Source organism: Saprospiraceae bacterium (assembly GCA_016716185.1).
Taxonomy (GTDB): Bacteria; Bacteroidota; Bacteroidia; order Chitinophagales; family Saprospiraceae; genus Vicinibacter.
Window position 1 is genome coordinate 1,872,638 of the sequence record JADJWV010000002.1, and the last position, 23,515, is coordinate 1,896,152.

Annotated in this window: 23 protein-coding genes and 1 tRNA gene; 16 read left to right on the top strand and 8 right to left on the bottom strand. The window is 41.5% G+C overall.

Annotated elements, in window-relative coordinates; genetic code table 11:
• Positions 1 to 92: 92 nt before the first annotated feature.
• The 10 genes from lepB (at position 93) to IPM34_09280 (ending at position 9,229) form a co-directional block, all read left to right on the top strand.
• Entirely contained in the window at positions 93 to 1,661 is a 1,569-nt protein-coding gene (gene lepB / locus IPM34_09235) for a signal peptidase I (GenBank protein MBK8955728.1), read from the top strand.
• Positions 1,661 to 2,539 (top strand): hypothetical protein, encoded by an 879-nt coding sequence (locus tag IPM34_09240; GenBank protein MBK8955729.1) that lies wholly within the window; start codon positions 1,661 to 1,663, stop codon positions 2,537 to 2,539. The genes lepB and IPM34_09240 overlap by 1 nt, the downstream gene beginning before the upstream one ends.
• A 3-nt stretch (positions 2,540 to 2,542) precedes the next feature.
• On the top strand, positions 2,543 to 3,334 hold the full coding sequence (locus IPM34_09245) for an ABC transporter substrate-binding protein (protein ID MBK8955730.1): 792 nt from the start codon (positions 2,543 to 2,545) through the stop codon (positions 3,332 to 3,334).
• Positions 3,327 to 4,925 (top strand): S8 family peptidase, encoded by a 1,599-nt coding sequence (locus tag IPM34_09250; protein ID MBK8955731.1) that lies wholly within the window; start codon positions 3,327 to 3,329, stop codon positions 4,923 to 4,925. The genes IPM34_09245 and IPM34_09250 overlap by 8 nt, the downstream gene beginning before the upstream one ends.
• A 49-nt stretch (positions 4,926 to 4,974) precedes the next feature.
• Positions 4,975 to 5,051: transfer RNA gene (locus IPM34_09255), tRNA-Arg, on the top strand.
• 27 nt (positions 5,052 to 5,078) lie between these two features.
• A complete protein-coding gene (rpmB, locus tag IPM34_09260; GenBank protein MBK8955732.1) occupies positions 5,079 to 5,306 on the top strand; it encodes a 50S ribosomal protein L28 in 228 nt (75 codons plus the stop codon).
• Between the two features lie 10 nt (positions 5,307 to 5,316).
• Positions 5,317 to 5,505: a 50S ribosomal protein L33 gene (rpmG, locus tag IPM34_09265; GenBank protein MBK8955733.1), complete on the top strand. Its 189-nt coding sequence runs from the start codon at positions 5,317 to 5,319 to the stop codon at positions 5,503 to 5,505.
• 2 nt (positions 5,506 to 5,507) lie between these two features.
• Complete coding sequence (locus IPM34_09270; GenBank protein ID MBK8955734.1) at positions 5,508 to 5,684, top strand: DUF4295 family protein; 177 nt, start codon at positions 5,508 to 5,510, stop codon at positions 5,682 to 5,684.
• Positions 5,685 to 5,761: 77 nt separating this feature from the next.
• The gene (gene ftsY, locus IPM34_09275) at positions 5,762 to 6,733 is read left to right on the top strand and encodes a signal recognition particle-docking protein FtsY (GenBank protein MBK8955735.1); all 972 of its coding nucleotides are present in this window, start codon (positions 5,762 to 5,764) and stop codon (positions 6,731 to 6,733) included.
• 75 nt (positions 6,734 to 6,808) lie between these two features.
• A complete protein-coding gene (locus tag IPM34_09280; protein MBK8955736.1) occupies positions 6,809 to 9,229 on the top strand; it encodes a T9SS type A sorting domain-containing protein in 2,421 nt (806 codons plus the stop codon).
• A gap of 39 nt (positions 9,230 to 9,268) precedes the next feature.
• Here IPM34_09280 and lepA read toward each other — a convergent pair whose 3' ends face one another.
• Positions 9,269 to 11,062, bottom strand: coding sequence for an elongation factor 4 (gene lepA, locus IPM34_09285; GenBank protein MBK8955737.1), 1,794 nt, complete (start codon positions 11,060 to 11,062; stop codon positions 9,269 to 9,271).
• 191 nt (positions 11,063 to 11,253) lie between these two features.
• Here lepA and IPM34_09290 point away from each other — a divergent pair, with 191 nt between their 5' ends.
• Complete coding sequence (locus IPM34_09290; protein ID MBK8955738.1) at positions 11,254 to 12,036, top strand: hypothetical protein; 783 nt, start codon at positions 11,254 to 11,256, stop codon at positions 12,034 to 12,036.
• A gap of 142 nt (positions 12,037 to 12,178) precedes the next feature.
• Complete coding sequence (locus tag IPM34_09295; GenBank protein ID MBK8955739.1) at positions 12,179 to 13,210, top strand: threonine aldolase; 1,032 nt, start codon at positions 12,179 to 12,181, stop codon at positions 13,208 to 13,210.
• A gap of 11 nt (positions 13,211 to 13,221) precedes the next feature.
• Here the strand turns inward: IPM34_09295 and IPM34_09300 are convergent, their stop codons facing one another.
• Genes IPM34_09300 through IPM34_09310 form a run of 3 tightly spaced genes read right to left on the bottom strand, consistent with a single transcriptional unit; the run spans position 13,222 to position 15,515 of the window.
• A complete protein-coding gene (locus IPM34_09300; protein ID MBK8955740.1) occupies positions 13,222 to 13,812 on the bottom strand; it encodes a bifunctional nuclease family protein in 591 nt (196 codons plus the stop codon).
• A gap of 7 nt (positions 13,813 to 13,819) precedes the next feature.
• On the bottom strand, positions 13,820 to 14,767 hold the full coding sequence (locus IPM34_09305; GenBank protein ID MBK8955741.1) for an electron transfer flavoprotein subunit alpha/FixB family protein: 948 nt from the start codon (positions 14,765 to 14,767) through the stop codon (positions 13,820 to 13,822).
• Between the two features lie 7 nt (positions 14,768 to 14,774).
• Positions 14,775 to 15,515 carry an electron transfer flavoprotein subunit beta/FixA family protein gene (locus IPM34_09310; protein MBK8955742.1) on the bottom strand — a complete coding sequence of 247 codons (741 nt, stop codon included), beginning with the start codon at positions 15,513 to 15,515 and terminating at the stop codon, positions 14,775 to 14,777.
• 59 nt (positions 15,516 to 15,574) lie between these two features.
• Between IPM34_09310 and IPM34_09315 the strand changes: the two genes are divergently transcribed.
• A complete protein-coding gene (locus IPM34_09315) occupies positions 15,575 to 15,895 on the top strand; it encodes a hypothetical protein (protein MBK8955743.1) in 321 nt (106 codons plus the stop codon).
• Here the strand turns inward: IPM34_09315 and dapF are convergent.
• Positions 15,890 to 16,669 carry a diaminopimelate epimerase gene (gene dapF, locus IPM34_09320; GenBank protein ID MBK8955744.1) on the bottom strand — a complete coding sequence of 260 codons (780 nt, stop codon included), beginning with the start codon at positions 16,667 to 16,669 and terminating at the stop codon, positions 15,890 to 15,892. The genes IPM34_09315 and dapF overlap by 6 nt on opposite strands.
• A 78-nt stretch (positions 16,670 to 16,747) precedes the next feature.
• Here dapF and IPM34_09325 point away from each other — a divergent pair, with 78 nt between their 5' ends.
• From IPM34_09325 to IPM34_09335, 3 genes are read left to right on the top strand one after another with little or no spacing between them, the layout of a single operon-like run.
• Positions 16,748 to 18,190, top strand: a complete 1,443-nt coding sequence (locus IPM34_09325) for a trypsin-like peptidase domain-containing protein (GenBank protein ID MBK8955745.1) — start codon at positions 16,748 to 16,750, stop codon at positions 18,188 to 18,190.
• 29 nt (positions 18,191 to 18,219) lie between these two features.
• Positions 18,220 to 19,848, top strand: a complete 1,629-nt coding sequence (locus tag IPM34_09330) for an acyl-CoA carboxylase subunit beta (GenBank protein ID MBK8955746.1) — start codon at positions 18,220 to 18,222, stop codon at positions 19,846 to 19,848.
• A 56-nt stretch (positions 19,849 to 19,904) separates the two neighbouring features.
• Positions 19,905 to 20,222: a hypothetical protein gene (locus IPM34_09335; GenBank protein MBK8955747.1), complete on the top strand. Its 318-nt coding sequence runs from the start codon at positions 19,905 to 19,907 to the stop codon at positions 20,220 to 20,222.
• An 85-nt stretch (positions 20,223 to 20,307) separates the two neighbouring features.
• Here the strand turns inward: IPM34_09335 and bshB1 are convergent, their stop codons facing one another.
• From bshB1 to IPM34_09350, 3 genes are all read right to left on the bottom strand, one after another.
• The gene (bshB1, locus tag IPM34_09340) at positions 20,308 to 21,057 is read right to left on the bottom strand and encodes a bacillithiol biosynthesis deacetylase BshB1 (GenBank protein MBK8955748.1); all 750 of its coding nucleotides are present in this window, start codon (positions 21,055 to 21,057) and stop codon (positions 20,308 to 20,310) included.
• Positions 21,058 to 21,077: 20 nt separating this feature from the next.
• Positions 21,078 to 22,136, bottom strand: coding sequence for a ketoacyl-ACP synthase III (locus IPM34_09345; GenBank protein MBK8955749.1), 1,059 nt, complete (start codon positions 22,134 to 22,136; stop codon positions 21,078 to 21,080).
• A 127-nt stretch (positions 22,137 to 22,263) separates the two neighbouring features.
• Positions 22,264 to 23,511, bottom strand: coding sequence for an asparagine synthetase B (locus IPM34_09350; protein MBK8955750.1), 1,248 nt, complete (start codon positions 23,509 to 23,511; stop codon positions 22,264 to 22,266).
• Between the last annotated feature and the right edge of the window lie 4 nt (positions 23,512 to 23,515).

Sequence of the window (23,515 nt, forward strand, 5' to 3'; positions counted from 1 at the left end):
ACTGAGCGAAGTGTTGCTTCAGATGGTCGTTTCTTACTTGCATACCCTTTTGGTTTGGCTATCTTTGCCAATAACTTACTAAATTCAATTTTGTGATTCTACTCATTTTTCTAATTCTTAGTTATATCCTCCTCTCTTTCAGTTTGAAAAGCCTGTTCCGCAAAGCAGGTGAAGATCCGAACAAGGCCCTCATACCCGGTGTTCAATTTGGAGTTTGGTGCAAGATCATTGGGAGAAATCCTTCCCATGCATGGTGGCTGCTCTTTCCCATCGTAAACATTTTTATTATGGCAGCCATGTGTATTGATCTGGTCAAGTCCTTTGGAAAAATGAGCTTTTGGGATTCGGTCCTCGCAGTGGTCTACCCTCCCCTGGCCTTTTGGCTCATTGGTAACAACGATAAGATAAATTTCATCGAACCTGCATATTTAAAAGAAAGAGAATTTTTGCAACAGCTGCACCTGGCTCAAAAAAAGAAGGACCATGTGCTGGAAAACAAACTCAGAACAACCAACAAATACGCAAGAGGTACTCTCAGAGAATGGACGGAATCCATCATTTTCGCCGTTTTTGCTGCATCCTTTATCAGAATGTTTCTGATTGAGGCATATGTCATTCCAACGCCCTCCATGGAAGGCACCTTAAAAGTTGGTGATTTTCTGTTTGTAAGTAAAGCGCATTACGGTATCCGCACACCGATGACCATTATGATGCTCCCTCTCTTGCATAATCGCATTCCAAAAATTGATAGAGAATCATATTTATCTAAACCCAGTCTCAACTATTATCGCTTGCCGGCAATTACTACAGTCAAAAGAAATGATCCGTTTGTATTCAATTGGCCAGTTGGCGATAGTGTTTACGTAACACCAACGCGCAGCTGGACTCATTTCCAAACACTGACACAAGCTGAAGCTGCAAAAGAATGCAAGGGACTTGATCTCATCGTTAGACCTCTGGATAAAAAAGATCATTACATCAAGAGATGCGTTGGGGTCGCGGGTGACACCATCCAAATCAAAGACCGCATCCTTTATGTAAACGGAAATGAAGCATCACACCCTGCTCATCTTCAATACCTGTACCAGGTGACTTCGACACAAACCCCAATCAATCGCAAAAAACTGGATTCCTGGGGAATCAATGTTTTCGATGAATATTCGAAATCGGGTTACTATTTTCTCGATGATGAACAAGTTGGGAAAGTCAAATCGATGGGAGCCGATGTAAACGTGAGTGCATTCAACAACCAGGATACTAAAGTATTTCCGCACGACCCGGATCATTTTTCAAATTGGTCATTCGACAATTACGGGCCCATATGGATACCTGCTCAAGGTGCTTCTGTAGAATTATCGCGAAAGAATATTGCCTTGTACGCACGGATCATTTCTGTTTATGAAAACAATACATTGGAAGTGAAAGATGGACGGATTTATATAAATGGTCAGGAAGCCACCAGCTATACATTTAAACAGGATTATTACTGGGCCATGGGAGACAACCGCCACAATTCTGAAGATTCAAGGGCCTGGGGATTTGTTCCGTTTGATCATGTTGTCGGAAAACCACTTTTTATATGGTTCAGTTTAAAAAACGGAAGCTTCAGCAATGGGATCCAATGGAAGCGGTTATTTACTTCTACAAATAAAATGGATTGATGAAATGTAGCCTGCATAGCATATACTTTTTACTGTTTGGCTATGCAGCGAATGCGCAGTTGCCCGTTTCTCAACTGTTTTATGTCCGGGTTCATTCCATTCAGGATTCTGCCTGCCAAATAAAACAAATGGCTTATTTAAGTGCTTTTAATGAATCTGCTTACAACAATCAACCCTTTCTCATTTCTGATTCTGTTTTGTTAGCAACGATTGAATCCAAATCAGAAAACCAAACTGATATTTATCGTTTTAATATTCAGAATCGAAGCTTCGAAAAATTAACCCACACCGCTGACAGGGAATATTCCCCGCGAATTGATCCTGCCAATGATCAAACCTTAAGTTACATTCGCGTTCCTGCTACAGACAGTTCCAGGCAAAATCTCGTTGTTAAAGAGCTAACAAATCGCGCAAAAACAAAGATCTTGTTCGAGGAATTAAATAATTTGGGTTACTATAGATTATATCAAGGTCAAACTTACGTTCTCTTCCTGGTGGGCTCAGGTCATAAACTCGCTATCTGCAACGCAGAAACAAAATCAATAAGAGTCTTTGCATCGTCCATTGGCAGATGCTTTGAGGTATTGCGGAATGGTAATATTATTTTTACCGATAAATCTGATCCTGAAATTTGGTCATTGAAAGAATACGATCCGCGTACTCAAACAATGAAAACTTTGCTCAAACTTCCTCCGGAAACCGAAGACTTTGCACTCGATCAAAATGAACAGATTTACTGTACAAAAGGATCAGAAATATTAAAATGGAACGGTCAAGATCAATGGAAACCCATTCTTCAACTGGCTTCTTATGGAATGCGAAATATACAAAGATTGAGCATCCATAAAAATTCAATGGCCTTTGTAAATCTTCCATAATTTATGTTGCTCGAACAGGGAAAAATTCCTGAAAATCTGGCCCTCCCTCCAGCCCCCAAAATAATTTCCCTGGTACCCTCCCTGAGTTGGTATGTTCAGGACCTTCAACCCGGGTTAAATTTAATTGGAATCACAAAATTTTGCATCCCTCAACCGGACAAAGCTATTCCCCAACATCTGGTTGGTGGAACAAAAACTCCCACACTCAAAAAAATCCTGGAGCTAAAACCCGACCTCATTTTAGCCAATAAGGAAGAAAATACCGAAAAAGACATCTTAGCGCTTTCAAAACATCATTTTGTTTACTTATCAAACGTTGAATCCTTAAATGATATGTATCAAATGATGCGGGATATTGGAATGCTTTGTAACCGCAGACAGGAAGCTCAATTTTGGATTGATCAAATTGAAATGAAACAACGCGAATTCCTGAAGGACGAACAAATAAACAGACAGATACCGGTGAGCTACCTGATCTGGCGAAAGCCCTGGATGGTCGCAGCAAAACAAACCTTTATCCATCATATCCTGGAGCTCTCCGGAATGTTCAATGTTTTCGGACATCTTAGCAGATACCCGGTTGTTGAAATGGAAGATATAAGAAGTGCACAACCAGATTATCTGTTGCTGTCCAGTGAGCCCTATCCGTTTAAAACGAGGCATTTTCAGGAATTTTCCCCGTGTAAATGTCTGATCGTAGATGGAAGGATGTTTTCATGGTATGGAAGCTATATGGAAAAGAGTTTTTCGTACCTTAAGGCCTTGAAATTGAAAATGCGTTCAATCTATGAGTAATATTACCCGAAGGACTCTCGCTTTTTTACTCGTTTGTTTTTCCTTTAATCAATTTGCCTTTTGTCAGCTTGGCTACACGGTCCAATTGAAAACAGGTGTTCATACGACAATTAAAACTATTCTTGAAAGTAATGATGGCCCTGTTTCTCATTATGAAGCATTGCGACCGGATAGTTTGTTGCTGAATTTGTATTTCGCAGAGTTGTTTACCGAATCTTATATCAGACAATGGTTAGATAACCAATCGTTTATTCAATCGTACCAGCCCATTGTTCCTTTACGCGCCAGAGGCTGCCCACCAAACGACAGTGCCTATTTCGCACAGTACAGCATGGACCTGATGCGATTCGATGAAGTCTGGTGCTTCAAAAATTTGGGACTCAATCCTTTGGGCGATACGCTGGTGATCGGGGTTATTGATTTTGGTTTCGACTTTAAATTGCCTGACCTTATTGAGAACATATTTGTTAATTACAAAGAGATCCCTGGAAACCAGATTGACGAAGATCAGAATGGCTACAGGGATGATTATTATGGATTAAGCGCACGGGCCTTTCCCGAAGGCGACAATCACCCTGTCGAATCTCACGGCACCCAGGTGATTTCAGTCGTTGGTGCAAAGGGAAATAACAAAAAGGGCATCACCGGTACGAATCAAAACATTAAGATCCTGCTTTGTTCTGCTGTAACATCTGATCAATTGCTAAAATGCTATTATTATTTTATCCGCATGAAGCGGGAATATGTCAGCTCAGGTGGCCAAAAAGGAGCTTACATTGTTGGGACCAATTTATCGGCTGGGTTCAATGGTCAATTTCCAGCGGATCTGCCTTTAATTTGCCAGGTTTATGACAGCCTGGGCAAAACCGGAATCCTCAATGTCGTGGCCACCATCAATGAAAATGAGGACATTGGCATCGTAGGCGACATTCCCGGCCTATGCCCGAGCGAATATTTAATAAACGTCACCAACACCAACCGGTTTGATCAGAAAGTCTTTGAATCGGGGTATAATGTTACACATGTAGACCTTGGAGCATGCGGAGAAGAAATTCTGATGAACAATCTTGGAGGTGTACTCACTGAAGAGTCGGGAACCTCGTTTTCCAGCCCTCATGTGGCCGGTACCGTTTCTCTGTTGTACCAGTTTTGCCCGAAATTAAGTCAGTTGCATGCCAGCCAACCGGAGTTAGCTGCACAAGTGCTAAGATCCATTATCCTGACCAGCGGCGATGACCTCGATGGACTCAAGGGAATTACCAGTACCGGAAAAAGGCTAAATGCCTTAAAAGCACTGGAAAAATTGAATAACTATTGTAAACTGGACAGCTTATTGAAACCAAAAATTGGGTTCAAATCAACATTTGGGAGCGGAATGTACGTCCTGAATTTCTCCCCAGATGCTTTTGGAAATTATAAATTGTACATTTTCAATGCATTAGGTCAAAATCTGTATTGTAAGAATTTAAAATACAGCCCGGACTCGCCGTCAAGCTTTGAATTTGACTTCAGCGACTGGGCCTCTGGCATTTATTATCTGTTAATAGAAGGTGAAGGAACAGAATACTCAGAGAGTTTCCTTAAAATTTAGCTCTATATTTTGTATTTATTTTTATAATTTTGCGCTCTATTTTGAATAGGGCTCCGTAGCTCAACTGAATAGAGCACCTGACTACGGATCAGGAGGTTTAAGGTTTGAATCCTTACGGAGTCACCATTGATTAACAAGTTTTAAGATAAACGTATGTCTAAAGTATGTGAATTAACCGGTGTGAGGCCACAGTATGGAAATAACGTCTCACATTCCAACCGCAAAACAAGGAGAAGATTTAACCCAAATCTTCAGAAAAAGTCATTTTATGTACCGGAAACCGGTGAGTGGATCCAACTCAAAATAACGGCTAAAGCACTCCGGACGGTAGATAAATTAGGATTATACGCATATATCAAAAAATTGGCTAAAAAAGCTTAAGGATAGAATTATGGCAAAGAAGGCAAAAGGTAACAGGCAACAAATCATTCTCGAATGTACTGAGCACAAAAACAGTGGTCTTCCAGGTACTTCGCGATACATCAGCGAGAAAAACAAAAAAAATACTCCTGACAGGATTGAGTTAAAAAAATACAATCCGATCTTAAAGAAATATACGGTTCACAAAGAAATTAAGTAATCATGGCTAAAGTATCAAAAAACGCCCGTGTTGCCCAAAGGGCAGCGAACGCAGGTTCCGGAAGGGATCATGTAAAAGTGATCAAATCCATTAAAGACCCGGTCACCGGCAAATACACATATAAAGAAATGATCGTTCACAAAGACAAAGTGAAGGAGTTCTTCGAACAATCTAAATAATTAAAAAGATCTATTTTACATCTTGAAGAGAAGCTTTCATACAAGAGGGCTTCTTTTTTTATTTGCAGTATAACCGAATGGGATTCTTCGATAAATTTTTCAACAAAGAACGAGAGCAGGATTTGCAAAAGGGCCTCCATAAGACCAAAGAAGGCCTTTTGGGAAAATTAGCCAGGACCCTGGTTGGCAAGAGTAAAATTGATGCAGAATTTCTGGACGAACTCGAATCGATATTAATTAGTTCAGACGTCGGACTTGAAACCACAATTAAGATCATCGATCGACTGGAAGCCCGGGTTGGAAAGGATAAATTCTTTGATTATGGGGAAGTCATTGAAATTCTAAAGGAAGAAATCACCGCACTCCTTACTGAAAATTCAACGGTAGATCTGGAAGATTTTAATACAGGAAAATCCAGGCCTCATATCATTCTTGTTGTTGGTGTAAACGGTGTTGGAAAGACGACTTCAATCGGCAAATTGGCATTCCAATTTACAAAGCTTGGTAAAAAAGTGATGATTGCCGCTGGAGATACGTTCAGGGCTGCGGCTGAAGACCAGCTCAAAATTTGGAGTGAAAGAGTGTCCTGTCATTTCTTTTCAAAAGGAATGGGCGCTGACCCATCTGCAGTTGCCTATGAAGCATGTCAATATGCACTTCAAAACGAAATCGATATCGCTATCATCGATACCGCCGGCAGGTTACACACCAAAATTAACCTGATGGCAGAACTTTCAAAAATTAACCGAAGCATTGCCAAATCGATTCCCGGTGCACCTCACGAAGTTTTACTTGTCCTGGATGCTACCACCGGACAAAACGCAATTGAACAATGCAAACAATTTAGTAAAAGTGCAGAATTAACAGGGCTCATTCTAACTAAACTCGATGGAACTGCCAAAGGAGGAGTTGCCCTTGGAATTTCCGATCAGTTTCATATTCCTATCCGGTATATTGGAGTTGGCGAGGGAATAGAACAGCTTCAAGTTTTCAATAAAAAGGCCTTTGTAGAATCTCTTTTTTCCAAATCTCCTCAACTGTTAAGTTAAAATTCTGACTCATCTGAGTTAAAGTTTTCATCTTGTTTCGTAAATCAGCTAATATTGTTCTAAATATCAGCTACTTTGAAAACATCAATTCAGAAAAAATGGATTTACCCAAGTGGTATCCTTATCAGTATCATTTTGCTGGCTTCTTCTGGCAATGCACCCGATGGGAATACAGGCGCCCCTTTTGATGGTATTTGTTCAAATTGTCACGGTGGAGGTAGTTATCAGGGAAATATCACCATCGATGGCATCCCGAGTATGATAGACCCCAATACAACGTACCCGGTAACGGTGACCATCGACGTTACCAGTGGTTCCCCACCTGCAGCAGGTTTTCAAGTGGTTGTTGTTAATCAATCAAATCAGAATAACGGAAATCTGACAAGCACAAATGGCGAAACCGGAACTTCATTTTTTGCCGGCCGCGAATACCTGGATCAACGGGGGCCTAAAGCAGTTTCTGGTGGGACTGTATCCTGGAATTTTGAATGGACATCACCCAACGGACCAAACGGTACCACTGTCAATTTTTATTTTGCCGGAAACATGGTCAATAATACAGGGTCTTCAAGTGGGGATGCTGTTATTAACTCAAGTTTTTCAGGAACCATAGTTGGTGGTGGAAATCCACTTATGGCATCCATCCCAACTAAAACCAATGTGAGTTGTTTTGGCGAATCCGACGGAACAGCAACGGCTTCGGCAACCGGAGGAAATCCTCCATATACTTACGAGTGGTCTAACGGAAGTTCCGATAATCCAGTCACCGGACTATCAGCTGGTGCGTATATTGTTACCGTTACAGATAATTCCGCTGCAACGGCTACTGCAAGCACGACGATTACACAACCTCCATTGCTTACCCATGTAGTGCAAATTACCAGGCATGTAACCTGCCCGGGTGGACGCGATGGAAGTGCAACAGTCAATGCATTCGGGGGCACCCCACCCTATACGTTTATATATTCATCGGGCTCAGGCAACAACCTCAGTGCAGGTATGTATGGAGTTACCGTGACAGATTCTAAAAATTGTCAGGACAACAGCACTTTTGAAATTTTACAACCCGAAAATTATGCCATAGAAGAACTGCAATTTATGAATCCTTTGTGCCCGGATGACTCGAGCGGGACCATACAAGTGTTAGTAACCGGCGCCACCCCACCATATAAATACAAATGGAGTTCCGGAGAAACAACAGCTTCAATTTTAAACAAAACTACCGGCGGTTATACGATCACAATAACCGATGCAAAGAATTGTGCAATTGTGAAATCCTACACACTAACCAGCCAGGACACCATTTCACCGATATTGATTGGTAAAAATGGAACTGTTTATCTCGATATCCATGGAAATGCCTCTATCCAGGCAAGGGATTTCGTAAGCAATCTTTCAGACAACTGCGATGCAACTCCTGCATTAGCTATCAATCAAGATAGCTTTAGCTGCTCGAATGTCGGTACGACTGACTATTTTCTCAGTGCACAGGACCAATTTGGAAACAAATCCTTCGACACGATTCAGATCACCATATTGGACACATTCAAACCAATGATTTCAATTTGGCAGGACACAAGCTTCAGCCACTGCAATATAGTAGTTCCGGTATTTGATGCCATGGATGCATGCGGAATTAAAAGATTTGAACAAACTGCCGGACCCAAAAGCGGTGACTTGTTTCCGGTTGGAATTTCTGTCTTGGAATTTTTTGCCGAAGATCAGAACAACAACAGCTCCACTGCCAAACTTCAGGTAAATGTCATCAATCCACTCACCCTTGCTTTAGACAGTTTTTATTTTGAAAAGTGCTACGGCGATAAGGCCATGCATGTGTTTTCCTTTGAAAACAAAAATAAATCCAGAATGGTCTATATCAACCAAACTGATACCATAGTTGTACTGACAGACAGTCTGGTGATTTCTTCGACCAACAGACCTGACTCCATTAAATCTTATTTGTTTGACACAACGGGTTGTGCGGTAAACGTAGAACAATCCGTGAGCTATCCGGATTCAATATATACCCTCGATTCTGTAGTCACCACAGACCAGATCGAACTTCAAAATGGAAGTTTGACGATTTATCCAACGACTTACGATTCCATCCAAATCCTGGACCGAACGGGACAGGTAATCAGCACAAATGGCCAGGATTTACCCGCAGATCTCTATTACGTAAAACTATTTAAGGATGGTTGTGAATTCATTTTTGGCCCCTATGTCGTCAAACTCATCATCTCAACTGAAGAAAAAGACCTGCGGACCATACGGATCCAGCCAAATCCATTTACAACGGGTATCCATGTAAAAGGATCTGCGGAGGTACCCTGGATGGAGATCAGGCTCTTTAATTTTCAGGGAAATCAAATTTTGACCCGGAAATTAATTGAGGCCGATAGTTACATTGACCTTAGCGAAATCGCTGCTGGACCTTATTACCTTATGGTCAAAACAGGAATTGCAATGCAACAATTTAAACTTGTGAAACTTTAAGTTTTCCAGTTTCGAAATCCAATACTAACACTTGTTAGTTTATTCGTCGAGTTTCAATACATCCAGAAAAGCCTTCTGAGGAACGTCTATGGTACCAATCTGGCGCATTTTCTTCTTGCCTTCTTTCTGCTTTTCCAGAAGCTTGCGCTTTCTTGATATATCTCCTCCATAACATTTGGCAGTAACATCTTTTCTCATGGCGCTGATCGTCTCCCGTGCAATAATTTTACCGCCGATCGCTGCCTGGATTGCAATGACAAACTGATGTTTGGGTAATATTTCTTTTAGCTTGGAACACATCCTCCTCCCCACGGATTCAGCCTTACTTCGATGCACCAATGCCGTAAGGGCATCCACGTTGTCTCCGTTCAGTTTTATGTCCAATTTTACGAGATCGGATTTTCGGTAATCCAAAGGATGGTAATCAAAAGAGGCATATCCTCTTGTGGAAGATTTCAGACGGTCGTAAAAATCAAATACGATTTCAGCCAGCGGCATTTCAAACATCAGCTCAACGCGGTCTGTAGTCAGATAGTGTTGTTTTGTAAGAATACCGCGTTTATCCATGCACAGTTTTATAATAGCGCCTATATACTCCGGCTTGGTGATGATCTGTGCTGAAATATAGGGTTCTTCGACGTATTCCAGGAAATTCGGTTCGGGCAGGTCATTGGGTGTATTGATGATCAGAAATTCACCACGGGTGGTCTTCGCATGGTAGGAAACGTTGGGCACCGTAGTGATGACTTCCTGATTGAATTCTCTGGAAAGTCTTTCCTGAATGATCTCGAGGTGGAGCATGCCGAGGAATCCGCATCGAAACCCAAATCCAAGAGCAAGCGAAGTTTCCGGTTCGTAGATAAGTGAAGAATCATTCAATTGCAGTTTTTCCAAACTGTCCCGCAAATCTTCAAAATACTCATTTTCGACCGGATAGATTCCGGCAAATACCATGGGTTTTACTTCCTCAAATCCTTTAATGGCTTCTTTGCAAGGATTATTTACTTTCGTAATGGTATCCCCTACTTTTACATCTTTGGCATCTTTGATTCCCGTGATAATATATCCAACATCTCCGCAACCCAGATTAGGCTTTGGCAATAAGCTCATCTTGAGCACTCCAATTTCTTCGGCATCGTAATCTTTTCCAGCGTTAAAAAATCGCACTTTCTCCCCTTTTTGCAAGCTTCCATTGAGGATCCGGTAATAAATGATGATCCCTCTGAACGAATTAAAAACCGAATCAAATATCAAAGCCTGCAAAGGACCGGCCGGATCGCCTTTTGGGTGTGGAATCCGGTCGACAATTGCTTTGAGAATATCTTCAACGCCCTGCCCCGTTTTTCCGCTTGCCAAAACAATATCTGATTTATCACAACCAATGAGATCGATCACTTGCTCGCTAACCTGATCGACCATGGCACTCTCCATATCGATCTTATTCAGTATGGGGATGATCTCCAGGTTATGTTCGATGGCCATGTAAAGATTGGAGATGGTTTGTGCTTGTATGCCCTGAGTAGCATCGACCAAAAGAAGAGCGCCTTCGCAAGCTGCAATAGAGCGCGAAACTTCGTACGAAAAATCGACGTGTCCCGGTGTGTCTATTAAGTTTAAAGTGTAGGTTTTACCATCGGTGTGCTCATATTGCAATTGAATCGCGTGGGCTTTTATGGTAATACCCCTTTCCCTTTCCAAATCCATATCATCGAGTGCCTGATTTTGCATATCCCGCGTAGAAATGGTTTTCGTAAATTCCAATAGCCTGTCGGAAAGGGTGCTTTTTCCGTGGTCTATGTGAGCAATAACACAAAAATTCCTGATATGGTCCATAATTGAAAAACTGCGCGAAATTACCTGAATATTTGCAGGCATTTCCAGTATTTTGAAGAAAAATTAGCTTCCCGGAAATCAAATTAGCTTTAAAACCCGTTGATTAACAAGTATTAACGCTTTGTTTGGTAATTCCATATGATCTCAAGCAGCATTCCTGAATAAAAAACGTTACATTTAGAGAAGATTTTATGAGAAATAGCCTGATTTTATTGGGGTTTTTAGTGATGATGGGTTGTACCAAACCCGAAGAAAACTTTGTAAAAATTCCTTCGGAGTTTTATGCCACTCTCCAGGAAGAAATTCTGGAAAATGGCAACCGGGAGCTTTACCTCGAACTGTCCTCCATTAACTCTGCTTATTGCCAATCGGATTCTTTGGTTTACGAGATCACTTCTGGCGACAATGCTGTTCAGATCAAGATTTTCGATTCCTATAAAGCAAATGACTGCATTCAGAAGGTCTTCGAATTAAAAAGCAGGATTGCACTTCCTTCCTTTAGCGACACCTTGAATATTTCCATTGAGCTTGGTGATGCAAGCCATATCAAAGCTCTGCTTCATGAAACTCCAAAAGAGTATGTGTTGGATATCGTCGAAGGTCAGGGATTGCAGCTTAAATATCCATGGACTTTTAAAGTACCGCAAAATTTAGTCTGGGGATACGTTTATCCTATCGGTTCAGATCCAACCAACGAGATCATGTTGCAAAATTTCATCAAGGATCTCGAGTTTGATTGCTATACAAACTGGTTGCCCAAGGGATATTATTCCTATTTCATCATCAAAGAAAACAATCAGGTGTTTCTGACTTATAATCCAGGCTTTGCCGGAACATATCGCAATTTTTATTACACCCATAAGTGGAACGACACGGAAATGGAAAATTTCTTTAAAAACATTTCAACCAAATACAGCAATCTGGTCGGGTATAATGTCATCTCCGGCAATGGATACCGGTTCAGTTCACACTAAGTCTAATTCTTAAGCAAATTTATTTTTTTCAGTTTTATAATTCTTCTGTACAGCTTCTGTTTTATACCATCGTTATTAAAATAATTTCAAAGGAACTTGCTATTTCTATAACTTTGGAATTTTAGCATTCTTAATGTACGATATGTCAACTCAAACGATCAATCTGATCAGCGATACCATTACGCAGCCTACCAGGGAAATGCTCCAATTCATGATCCAAGCCCAGACCGGTGATGATGTATTTGGTGAAGACCCAACGGTGCGTGCACTTGAAGAACGTTTAGCATCAGATTTTGGCATGGAGTCCGGACTGTTTTGTCCTTCGGGGACTATGACCAATCAAATTGCGATCAAAGCTCATACCTCTCCACTGGACGAAATGATTTGTGAAGTCAACAGTCACGTTTATCAATTTGAAGTGGGAGGCTATGCTTTTCATAGTGGAATTGCTGTAAACCCGGTTCAATCCAGCGATGGAAAACTTACACCCGAACTTATCACTTCGAACATCAGACCCGTTTTTGACTGGTTTCCAACAAGCAAACTCGTCGTTGTTGAAAATACCGGCAATCGGAGCGGAGGAAATTTCTACACATTAGACGAAATTGAAAAACTTTCAAAATGTTGCAAAACAAACAAGCTTAAACTCCATATGGATGGAGCAAGGATCTACAATGCCATGCTGGAAGGTGGTTATACGTCCAAAGATGTGGGTTCGCTTTGCGATTCAGTTTCTGTCTGCTTGTCAAAAGGCTTAGGTGCGCCGGTGGGCTCTGTATTGTTAGGAAGCCAATCTTTTATAGCGTTGTGCAGAAGAATCAGAAAAGTCATGGGTGGAGGGATGAGACAATCGGGCTTATTAGCCGCAGCAGGGATTTATGCATTGGACTATCACATCGACAGATTAAAGGATGATCACAAAAAAGCAAAACAAATCGAAGCCTGTTTGAAAAAATGCGAATATGTATCATCAATCAAACCGGTTTTTACCAACATCCTTATATTTGAATTGGTTGATGCTTGTCCTGCACAAAAATTTCTGGAAATATTGAAAGCACAACACATTGTTGCACATGGATTCGGAACACACAAAGTGAGATTTGTAACGCATTTGGATATCACGGATGAAATGATGGACAGACTGATTCCAGCACTGGAACATCTAAAAATATAAGGAAGATATATTTACTTGCGACGATTCAGTTCATCTCGAATGTGAGCAGCCTTTTCGTAGTTTTCCTCTTCCAATACTTTTTTCAACAATGCTTCCAATTCCTGGGTACTGTAACTGTTGAATGATTTTAGAGGTTCATCTTTCCGAATTGGTTTTTTGACAACTTCTTCTTCTGATTCTTCGAGCACTACCCCTGCAGCATCCATGATAAATTCATATGTAAAAATGGGACTGTCAAACCTTACTGCCAAAGCAAGTGCATCCGAAGTACGAGAATCAATTTTTAAAATTTCTCCATCCTTTTCGCATATCAGCTGAGAGTAAAATATTCCATCGACAAGATTGCTGATGATGATTTCTTTGATTTCAATTCCAAATGAAGACAGTGTATTTTTAAACAAGTCGTGAGTAAGTGGTCTGTTGGGAGTCATGCGCTCTAAAACCACTGCTATAGCCTGGGCTTCATAACCGCCAATGACAATAGGCAATCTCCTGTTGCCTTCGAGTTCGCCCAGAACAATCGCATAGTTCTGCGATTGGGTCACACTATGCGAAAGTGCGATAATTTCGAGTTCTATAAGTTTATTGTCCTGATTTGGCATCTTACTTTTATTTGCTATTTTTTAAAGCCTCTATTAATTTCGGAACCACATCGAACAAATCCCCACAAATTCCATAATCAGCGGCTTTAAAAAAAGGAGCTTCTGCATCTTTATTGATGACAATAATTTTCTTTGAATTATTAACACCTGCAAGATGCTGTATGGCTCCGGAAATTCCTATGGCGATATAAACTTTTGGCCGAATGGCTGTACCCGTTTGACCTACGTGTTCGTGGTGAGGTCTCCAGCCGGCATCGGCTACCGGGCGCGAACAAGCGGTTCCTGCATTCAGCAAATCTGCTAGTTCTTCTATCATTTTAAAATGAACAGCTTCTTTTAACCCACGGCCTCCGGATACGACTACATCAGCTTCCGTCAAAGGCGTTTTACCTTTTGCCTGCACCCATTCCACAATTTTAATTCTGGATTCAGTTAAAGTATGTGAAAGATCCTCAACCGGATTCTGGAATCCCTCAGCACTTTTCCTGACGCCATAGGCATTGGGTAATAACGAAATTATAACAGGTAAAGTTTCACCGCTATACATGGCAAAAGCTTTTCCTGAAAAGACCGATTTGCGGAATTGCAATTTACCTTCCGACCACTTAAAATTTACAACATTGCTGAGCAGACCATATTGCAATTTCACAGCCAATTTTCCACCCAGGGCTTTTCCCAGAGAATTATTACTCAACAACAAAATGCCGGGATTTACCTGCGAGCAAACACTGCTGATCAACCTGGCATAATTGTCGGCATGTATTGCAACGGAAGCCTGGAATCTGAAAATTTTATGGAGTTGAAAATATTTTAATTCTTCCGCTTCCAAATTTGAAGGAATCAGCGCATTCAATGGTTTCCCTGTGGCTTGACTAAGATCGCTGCCGAAACTTAGCGCTTCAGCACTATTCTTGCTTAATTTCCCGGACTTTGATTCACAAATGACCAATATCATGATCTGACTAAATTATTTTTAATTCATTTTTAAATAACGCAACCATTTCGTCGATGTTTGCAGGATCTATCATTTGCACTCCCTTTTTTCCTTCGGGAACTTCATATTGCAAAAGTTCTGTTTTTTGCGAAACTGGAACAGCCGGTATAAGCTCAAGTGGTTTTTTCTTGGCATCGATAATTCCTTTCATGTTGGGAATTTTTTGTTCGGCCAGCCCCTTTGCTGCTGATATGACCACAGGCAATTCTACTGCCAGATTGAGATAACCCCCTTCAGATTCGCAGGAACAATTTGCCTGCTGATCTGCAACATCCAACTTCATGCACAGCGATATAAACGGAATGTCCAGAAATTCAGAAATCATAGCACCTACTTCAGCATTGTTGTAATCTATGGTTTCCTTTCCGGTAAAAATGATGTCGTAATTTTTACCTTTGGCGAACTCTGAGATCTGAGTTGCAACAGACCATGCATTGGTTGCTTCGTCATCGATGCGATAAGCAGCATCGGCTCCGATGGCAAGCGCCTTCCGGATTAAAATTTCAGATGCTGCGCCCCCAACATGAATGACATCTACTTTTCCGCCCAATTGATCTCTCAGTTCAATCGCTCTCACTAATCCATACCATTCGTCATATGGGTTTAATATAAACTGTACACCTTCTTCACTGAACCGTTTGCCTTCGGCATCGAATGCAATTTTCGAAGTCGTATCTGCAGTTTTACTAATGCAAACTAAAAAATTCACAATCTATCTATTTTGCGCAAATATATATATTTACAGCTAATAGCTTGGAAGACTAAGGTATGAACCGTTTATATCAGTTGCTAAATTTATTGAAGGACGAGCCAGGAAGTTCATTTTTAAAATTTGCCCTGGCCAAAGAATACGAAAATATAGCAGACCTGGAAAAGGCCCATGAATCCTATTTATCAATTTTGAAAAGCGATCCCGATTATTTGGGGCTTTACTATCACCTGGGTAAATTGTATGAAACACTCGAAAAAAACGAAAAAGCTATGATCATTTATCGCCAGGGGATTTCTAAAGCACAGCTGGCCAATGATTTACATGCTCTATCTGAACTCAAATCCGCTTTGTTAAATCTGGAGTTGGGCGAATTATAGGTAATAGAATCCGCTGAAAACCTTTGTTGCAGGACCTGTCAGCCAAATATTGCTTGCCTGCAGTCCATTCAGTTCCAGACTAAGCTCCAATTTTCCTCCTTTGGTTTCTATTTTTTTCAATTTAAAGCCATTTGAATTATCGAGCACACTTGCATAATAGGCTGCAGCGGTAACCCCGGTTCCACAAGCCAGTGTTTCAGCTTCGACACCGCGCTCATAAGTAGCCATTGTGATTTTATCCGGACCCCATTGCACAAAGTTGACGTTAACTCCCTGCGGATCATACAATTTTCGCAAACGCCTGCCCTCATTATCGATATCGCAATGGAAAGGATCTTGAACCTCGATGATCAAATGAGGAGAACCGCTGTCGATAAAAATCCCAAACTCGTGTTTTTCGAATCCATCAATATCCTTCATGCGCACGGAGACTGTATCCTCATTTACCAGGCCTTGATGTGCACCATCCATGGCAATAAAACTTAATTCGGATTTGTTTTGTTTGTTAGCCATGTAGGCAATTGAAGCGCGGCTCCCATTGCCACAGAAGCTGGATAGATTACCATCTGCATTGTAATAAACCATTTCGAAATCATATGCTTCATGAGGTCTCAAAACCAGTAAGCCATCGGCTCCAATTCCAAAATGGTTTTGGCAGAGTTTGTACACCAGCGCATGGTCTTTTAAATCAAACCATTCCTTTTCAAAAAAATCAAAAAGCACAAAATCATTACCGCTGGCTTCATATTTTTCGAAAGGGATTATGCGTTTCATACAACAAGAATACAGATTCCTGCGCTCAAGGCACAGTTTTTGCATTAGTTTTAAATATTAATTAATTATAGTATACGTATGTCATTAAAAACTAGCATAATAACGATTTTGGCTTCCATACTGTTGAGTTTTGGAGGAGTTCATCTTTATTTTCAATCTTTCAAAGATTCGTTTAAAACTTTAACGGGCGAAACGATGGTTTCAAACGATCCTGCAGCCAGTCCTACCCTGGCTTCGGGGCTTACGACCTCCAACCCTTATCTGGTACAAAACTTACCAAGTTTTGTACATGCAGCATCGCTGTCTACGCCTTCGGTGGTGTACATCGAATCTGCCATGGAAAATGAGGATCCTTTTTTCTTCATGCCAAAAAAGGCTCAGGCAACGGGCTCCGGGGTGATTATCAGTCCGGATGGGTACATCGTCACCAACAACCACGTCGTTGAAAATGCTCAGTATATCCGGGTGCTGCTTAATGACAACAGGGAATACCAGGCAAGTTTAGTGGGAACAGATCCAACTACAGATATAGCCTTGCTCAAAGTAGAAGATTCCGATTTACCATACTTAGAATTTGGAAATTCCGATTCCAGTCTTGTTGGCGAATGGGTACTTGCCGTTGGAAACCCACTCAGGTTGCAGTCCACCGTTACAGCAGGAATCATCTCGGCAAAAGCCAGAAACATCAACATACTCAACAATCAGCAATACCGGATTGAATCGTTTATCCAAACCGATGCTGCGGTCAACCCCGGCAACAGTGGTGGTGCTTTGGTGAATACCTCCGGTAAACTGATCGGGATCAACACCGCCATTCTCAGTCAGACTGGCCGTTACGAAGGTTACTCTTTTTCCATTCCTTCCAATCTGGTCCAAAAGGTGGTGCTCGATCTTAAAGACTTTGGAACCGTTCAAAGAGGTTTGTTGGGAGTCGTCATAGAGGAGGTAAACAGCGAACGTGCAAAACTATATGGCCTGAGCTCTATAAAAGGTGTTTTTATCAGCAACACCACTAAAAATGGTGCAGCCGATTTAGCCGGTTTAAAACCCGAAGACATCATCATTTCAATCAACAACAGAGCCATAAAAACAGTCCCTGAATTACAGGAAATCATTGGCCGTTTGCGACCTGGTTCCAAAATCAAAATCGAATACTGGCGCAATGCAAAAAACTACCTCACTGAAGCTGTTTTAAAAAATCAAGCCAATACCACCAGCCTCATTACAACTCGTCGCGACAAAGATTTTCTGGATTTGGGAATGGAAGTCAGGGACCTGACTGCAGAGGAAAAATCCGCATTAAAATCATCCGGGGTTAAAGTGCTGAGTATTTATGAAAACAGCATCATTGCCCAAACAAATATGGCTCCGAATTACATCATTACATCTGTGAATGGAAATACTGTCCGAAATTCAGATGAGTTGTTAGAGGAACTCCGAAATGCAGACAGAAATGTATTGCTCAACGGATTCTACGAAAAATACGAAGGAAAATACCCTTACCGATTCAATAAGTACTGACCTTAGCGGCCTAAAAAAAGCAAACCCGGATGGAGCACATACCAAGCAATCAGAATGAAGACCAGTTTAAACTTGCATTAGGCAAACTGGAACGCATTCTCGACAAAATAAAAGAAGGAGGCGGAATTAAAAAACTCGAAGCACAAAGGGCAGACGGAAAGCTTACCGCAAGAGAAAGGGTCAGCTATTTGCTCGACAACGACAGTCCGCAATATGAAATTGGTGCCCTGGCCGGATATGAAATGTATGCTGAGTACGGAGGCTGTCCGGCTGCCGGAGTAATTGTAGTCCTTGGCTACATTCATCAGAAACTTTGCATCATTGTTGCGAATGACGCTACGGTAAAAGCCGGTGCCTGGTTTCCGATCACCGGCAAAAAAAACTTAAGAGCACAGGAGATCGCATTAGAGAATCACATTCCTATTATTTATCTTGTCGATAGTGCAGGTGTGTTTTTGCCATTGCAGGATGAAATTTTTCCCGACAAAGAAAATTTTGGAAGGATTTTCAGGAATAATGCCATTTTATCATCAAAAGGAATTCCACAGATAGCAGCCATCATGGGGAGTTGTGTGGCAGGTGGCGCTTACCTGCCGATCATGTCAGATGAAGCCTTGATTGTCGAAAAAACCGGTTCAATATTTCTTGCCGGGCCCTATCTGGTCAAGGCAGCTATTGGCGAGGATGTCGATCAGGAAACCCTTGGAGGCGCAGTGACCCATTGTGAAATTTCTGGGGTCACCGATTACAAAATGAAAGACGATAAAGAATGCCTCGAAACCATCAGGAAACTCGTCGATAAGATAAGCCTGAAAGAACAGGCCAACTTTGAACTTAAAACAATATCAGCTCCTTCCAGATCTTCCGAAGATCTTTTAAGAATCTATCCGTCAGATGGTTTAAAACCATACAACATGAGTGAGATCATCGATTGTATTGCCGATGCGGACTCTATTACTTATTACAAAAAGGAATACGGCAAAACCATACTTTGTGCGTATGCACAAATTGGTGGATATTCTGTCGGGATCGTTGCAAATGACCGGAGAATCGTTAAATCAGCCAAGGGGGAAATGCAAATGGGTGGTGTGATTTACTCGGACTCCGCAGATAAAGCCACTCGTTTTATTCTAAACTGCAACCAAAAAAAGATTCCTCTGGTGTTTCTACACGATGTCACCGGATTTATGGTCGGAACGCGTTCTGAACATGGAGGCATTATCAAAGATGGAGCAAAAATGGTCAATGCAGTTTCAAATTCAACTGTGCCTAAGTTTTCTGTCATCATCGGAAATTCTTACGGAGCCGGAAATTACGCCATGTGCGGAAAAGCATACGATCCACGATTCATCGTTGCCTGGCCAAGCGCTAAAATTGCCGTCATGGGCGGTTCTCAGGCTGCTAAAGTACTCACACAAATACAAGTCAGCGCTTTAAAATCCAAAGGCCAACCATTAAGTGAGCAAGATGAAAAACAAATCTTCGATGAGATCAATGATCGTTACACCAAACAGACGAGCCCCTATTATGCGGCTGCCCGATTATGGGTTGATGCCATCATTGATCCTCGACAAACCCGCGATTGGATCATTACCGGCATCAAAGCATCGGCTTTTTCAAAAATTAAAAAGTTCAATCCCGGAGTCATTCAAACTTAGCTTCATAAAATTACTGATGAACTGAAAGCTCTTAGTCAATTAATATCGAAAAGTGTATGAAAAAGAAACTCCATTTGAAACTGATGCTTATAGCGATGGGTTTTTCATACCTGGCTTGCAGCCAAAACCAACCAGCTGTTGTGGACACCCATGGAATTTACCCGATACGATCCAGTGCCGGTTTTCCTCCGACTTATTCTCCATCCCGGTTTGGATATTACAAACCTGCACGGTCAGTATTTTGCGAACTGGAAAAAAAAATAAATCCTAAACAAAAAAGATGGTTGGCGTTCAGACTGGGCTCATTTGAGCAATCCAATCTATTGGAATACGGTCCGTTAAGTCATCATTATCAATTTCACAAGGAATACTAACAAATGTTAGTTATTTCTACCATATTGCAAGAAGATAAAAGTTTAAATTTTGAGACTTCAAAATACCTGCTTTCTGGTTCCCCATTTATAAATTGAATGATTGCATCATATCCTTAACACCCGGATAGGAATTCAATTGATATGCTTCAGCATATTCAAAGCCACAAGGCCTTCCATAAACTTTAGCCTTTGAACGGATAAATTCAAAAAAGTCTTTACCTGAAATGGGTGTATTGAGTTCTCCGGATTGCTCATTAAAAAATTGGGATTCGAAGCATGAAATCAGTTCAAGTTTGGCATCCATATAAGGCGTAATATCCACCACAAAATCAGGTTCGAGCTGATAATCCTGAACGTAATGCGCCAGCATATCAGGCCTCCATCTCAATTGTACCTGTCCTGAATCGTCAAGGGTTTTTATTTTGGCCAGCCCGGAATAGAAGGATGAATCTGCAATAAGTTTGGCAGCACGTCCATGATCAGGATGCCGGTCTGTTTTGGCGTTGGCAAGTATAAGGCGAGGCTTACTACTTCTGATTACCCGGATGATCGCCAACAATTCCGATTCTGAATCCTTAAAGAATCCATCTCTCATTTGAAGCTGTACTCTGAAACTTGCTTTCATTTTTACTGCCGCGGCAACAGCTTCCTGAGTCCTGATGCTTGAATTCCCCCTTGTTCCCAATTCACCAAGAGTCAGATCGAGCAGTCCGACACTATACCCTTTCTCAATATGACTCAGAAGTGTTCCTGAACAGGAAAGTTCAACGTCGTCGGGATGTACCCCGATCGCAAGGATATCGACAGGTTGGAGGTTCAAATAACAAGTGTTCATACCGATCATATGCATCTTGCTTATTTGGCCCAGTTTAATAATGCAGAAGCCCAGGTAAAACCGCTTCCAAACGCAGCCAGGCAAATTAGATCGCCTTTTTTCAAACGACCGGCTTCGTATGCTTCTCCCAGAGCTATGGGTATGGTTGCAGCAGTTGTATTTCCGTAACGCTGTATGTTGTTCCACACTTTATCGTCAGGGAGTCCCAGTTTTTTCTGGACAAACTGACTGATGCGAAGATTGGCCTGATGCGGAATAAACATGGCTATATCTTCTTTTTGCTTACCTGCTTTTTGCAATCCTTCCAGAATGACTTCCGGAAATTTTTGAACAGCTGTCTTAAATACAAGTTGGCCATTCATGTTCGGAAAAATCCATTGTTCGTCCCACATTTTTTGAGTCATAAACACCCCGCCATAAGGCCGGTCGTCGTAGCCAAAATCCGTTTCAGGGCTGTGGTGTCCTCCGTGGCTCCCAGGATTAATAAATGCAAGTTCTTCGGCATAGGTACCATCTGCGTGCAAGACTGTATTGATTATAGAAACCTGATCCTCCCCGGTGGGTTGAAGAATAACGGCTCCAGCTCCATCCCCAAAAATCACAGATACATTTCTTCCACGCGTTGAAAAGTCAAGACCCATCGAATGCATTTCTGCACCCACCAGCAAAATGTTTTTGTATTGTCCGGTTTTAATAAACTGGTCGGCTATTGACAATCCATAAATAAATCCGCTGCATTGGTTTCTGATATCGAGAGCACCGGCTTCTTTATTTGTTATTTTTAACTCGCGTTGCAAAAGCACCGAACATCCCGGGAAGTAATAATCCGGACTCAGTGTAGCGAAAATGATAAAGTCAATTTCTTCACCTGTAATGCCTGCATCAGCCATTGCTTTTTCAGCTGCCCTGGCCCCCATTGTTGTTGTAGTTTCAACATGTGGAATTCCATACCGCCGCTCTTCGATTCCTGTCCGTTCGCGGATCCATTCATCGGTTGTATCCATGATAGCCTCCAATTCTTTATTGGCTACGATTCGTTCCGGGACATAATATCCGATGCCGGCAATTTTAGTTTTCATGAATTGCAGATTATGCTGTAAAGATAAATTATATGTCCACCTTGCCCCGGAATTCGATCATCTATTCATGAATGTCTTTGAACGATTTGAAAGGCAAAGGCCATGAAAATTTCAGAATCTTGTAACATTAGGTTTTTCGCTCTTTTTTCTTCGCTGCCGGGAATAGGATATTATTTAATATCAGGCGATACCCTGGAGAATTGGGATGTAAATTCAAATCTGTTGGAGGATCTCCAACCAAATGCTGATAATCCTCCGGATCATGGCCTGCATAAAATGTCCAGGTACCGTAGCCACTATTGCCATGAATATAACGGACTTCATCTACCGCCTTGTTTTCTCCCAAAACTAGTACATCCGATTTGATAAGTTCTTTTTTGAAAGCGGTTGTTTGTCCCATAAATCCTTTCACGGTGCGAGTGTGATTCTGTGTTAGCATGGTGGGAATGGGGTCCCACTTCGCAGAAAAATCAAACAAAGTGAAATAATCATTTTCTGGTGTCACTTGTCTTTGGTAAGTATTATCGATGGTCGAGAATTCATATTCCATGGGATTGTCGACCAGGGTAAAATTCTTAAAAGCAAAAGTGTGTTCGAAATGAAGCTTGGATGAAGCGTGTTGATCTGCAGGATCGCCATCGAACACGACCGCACAAATATCCAATCCTGCGGCAGCGAGAGTTATATCATAGGTGTCTGTGGCAGAGCACATCGCAAACATAAACCCTCCCCCTATGACGTACTCGCGAATTTTCTGGACGACAGCAAGTTTACACTGACTTACTTTTTCAAACCCCAGCTCTTTACTTAATCGTTCCGCTCTCTTTTGATTTTCAATGTACCAGGCCTGGGTATGCTGGCCGCGATAAAATTTACCATATTGGCCTGTAAAGTCTTCATGGTGTAAATGTAACCAGTCAAATTTGGGCAGGATGCCTCCTAATATTTCCCGGTCGTAAATTTTTTCAAATGGAATTTCAGCATAGGTCAGCGCCAGGGTTACCGCATCATCCCAGGGTTGAATTCGCTCCCCTTTTTCATTAAACTCGGGTGTATAGACCGCAATTTTCGGAGCTTTTTCGAGCTTGATTACTTCTTCATTGATTTCAGGATCTGCAATTTGAGATTTGATCTGGATAAATTCTCCTGCAGAAATGACCTGGTAACTGACTCCCCTTGTTTTACATTCTTTCTCATATACAACGGTATGAGGAATCACAAAACTGCCCCCTCTGTAATTCAATAACCAAAATGCATCGACACCCTGGTCTATAACCCAATATGTAATGCCATAAGCCTTCAAGTGATTTGACTGCTTGAGGTCCATGGGCATCAGTATAAAAGCAGCATTCAGGGAACTTGTGCAGAACGCCATAAAC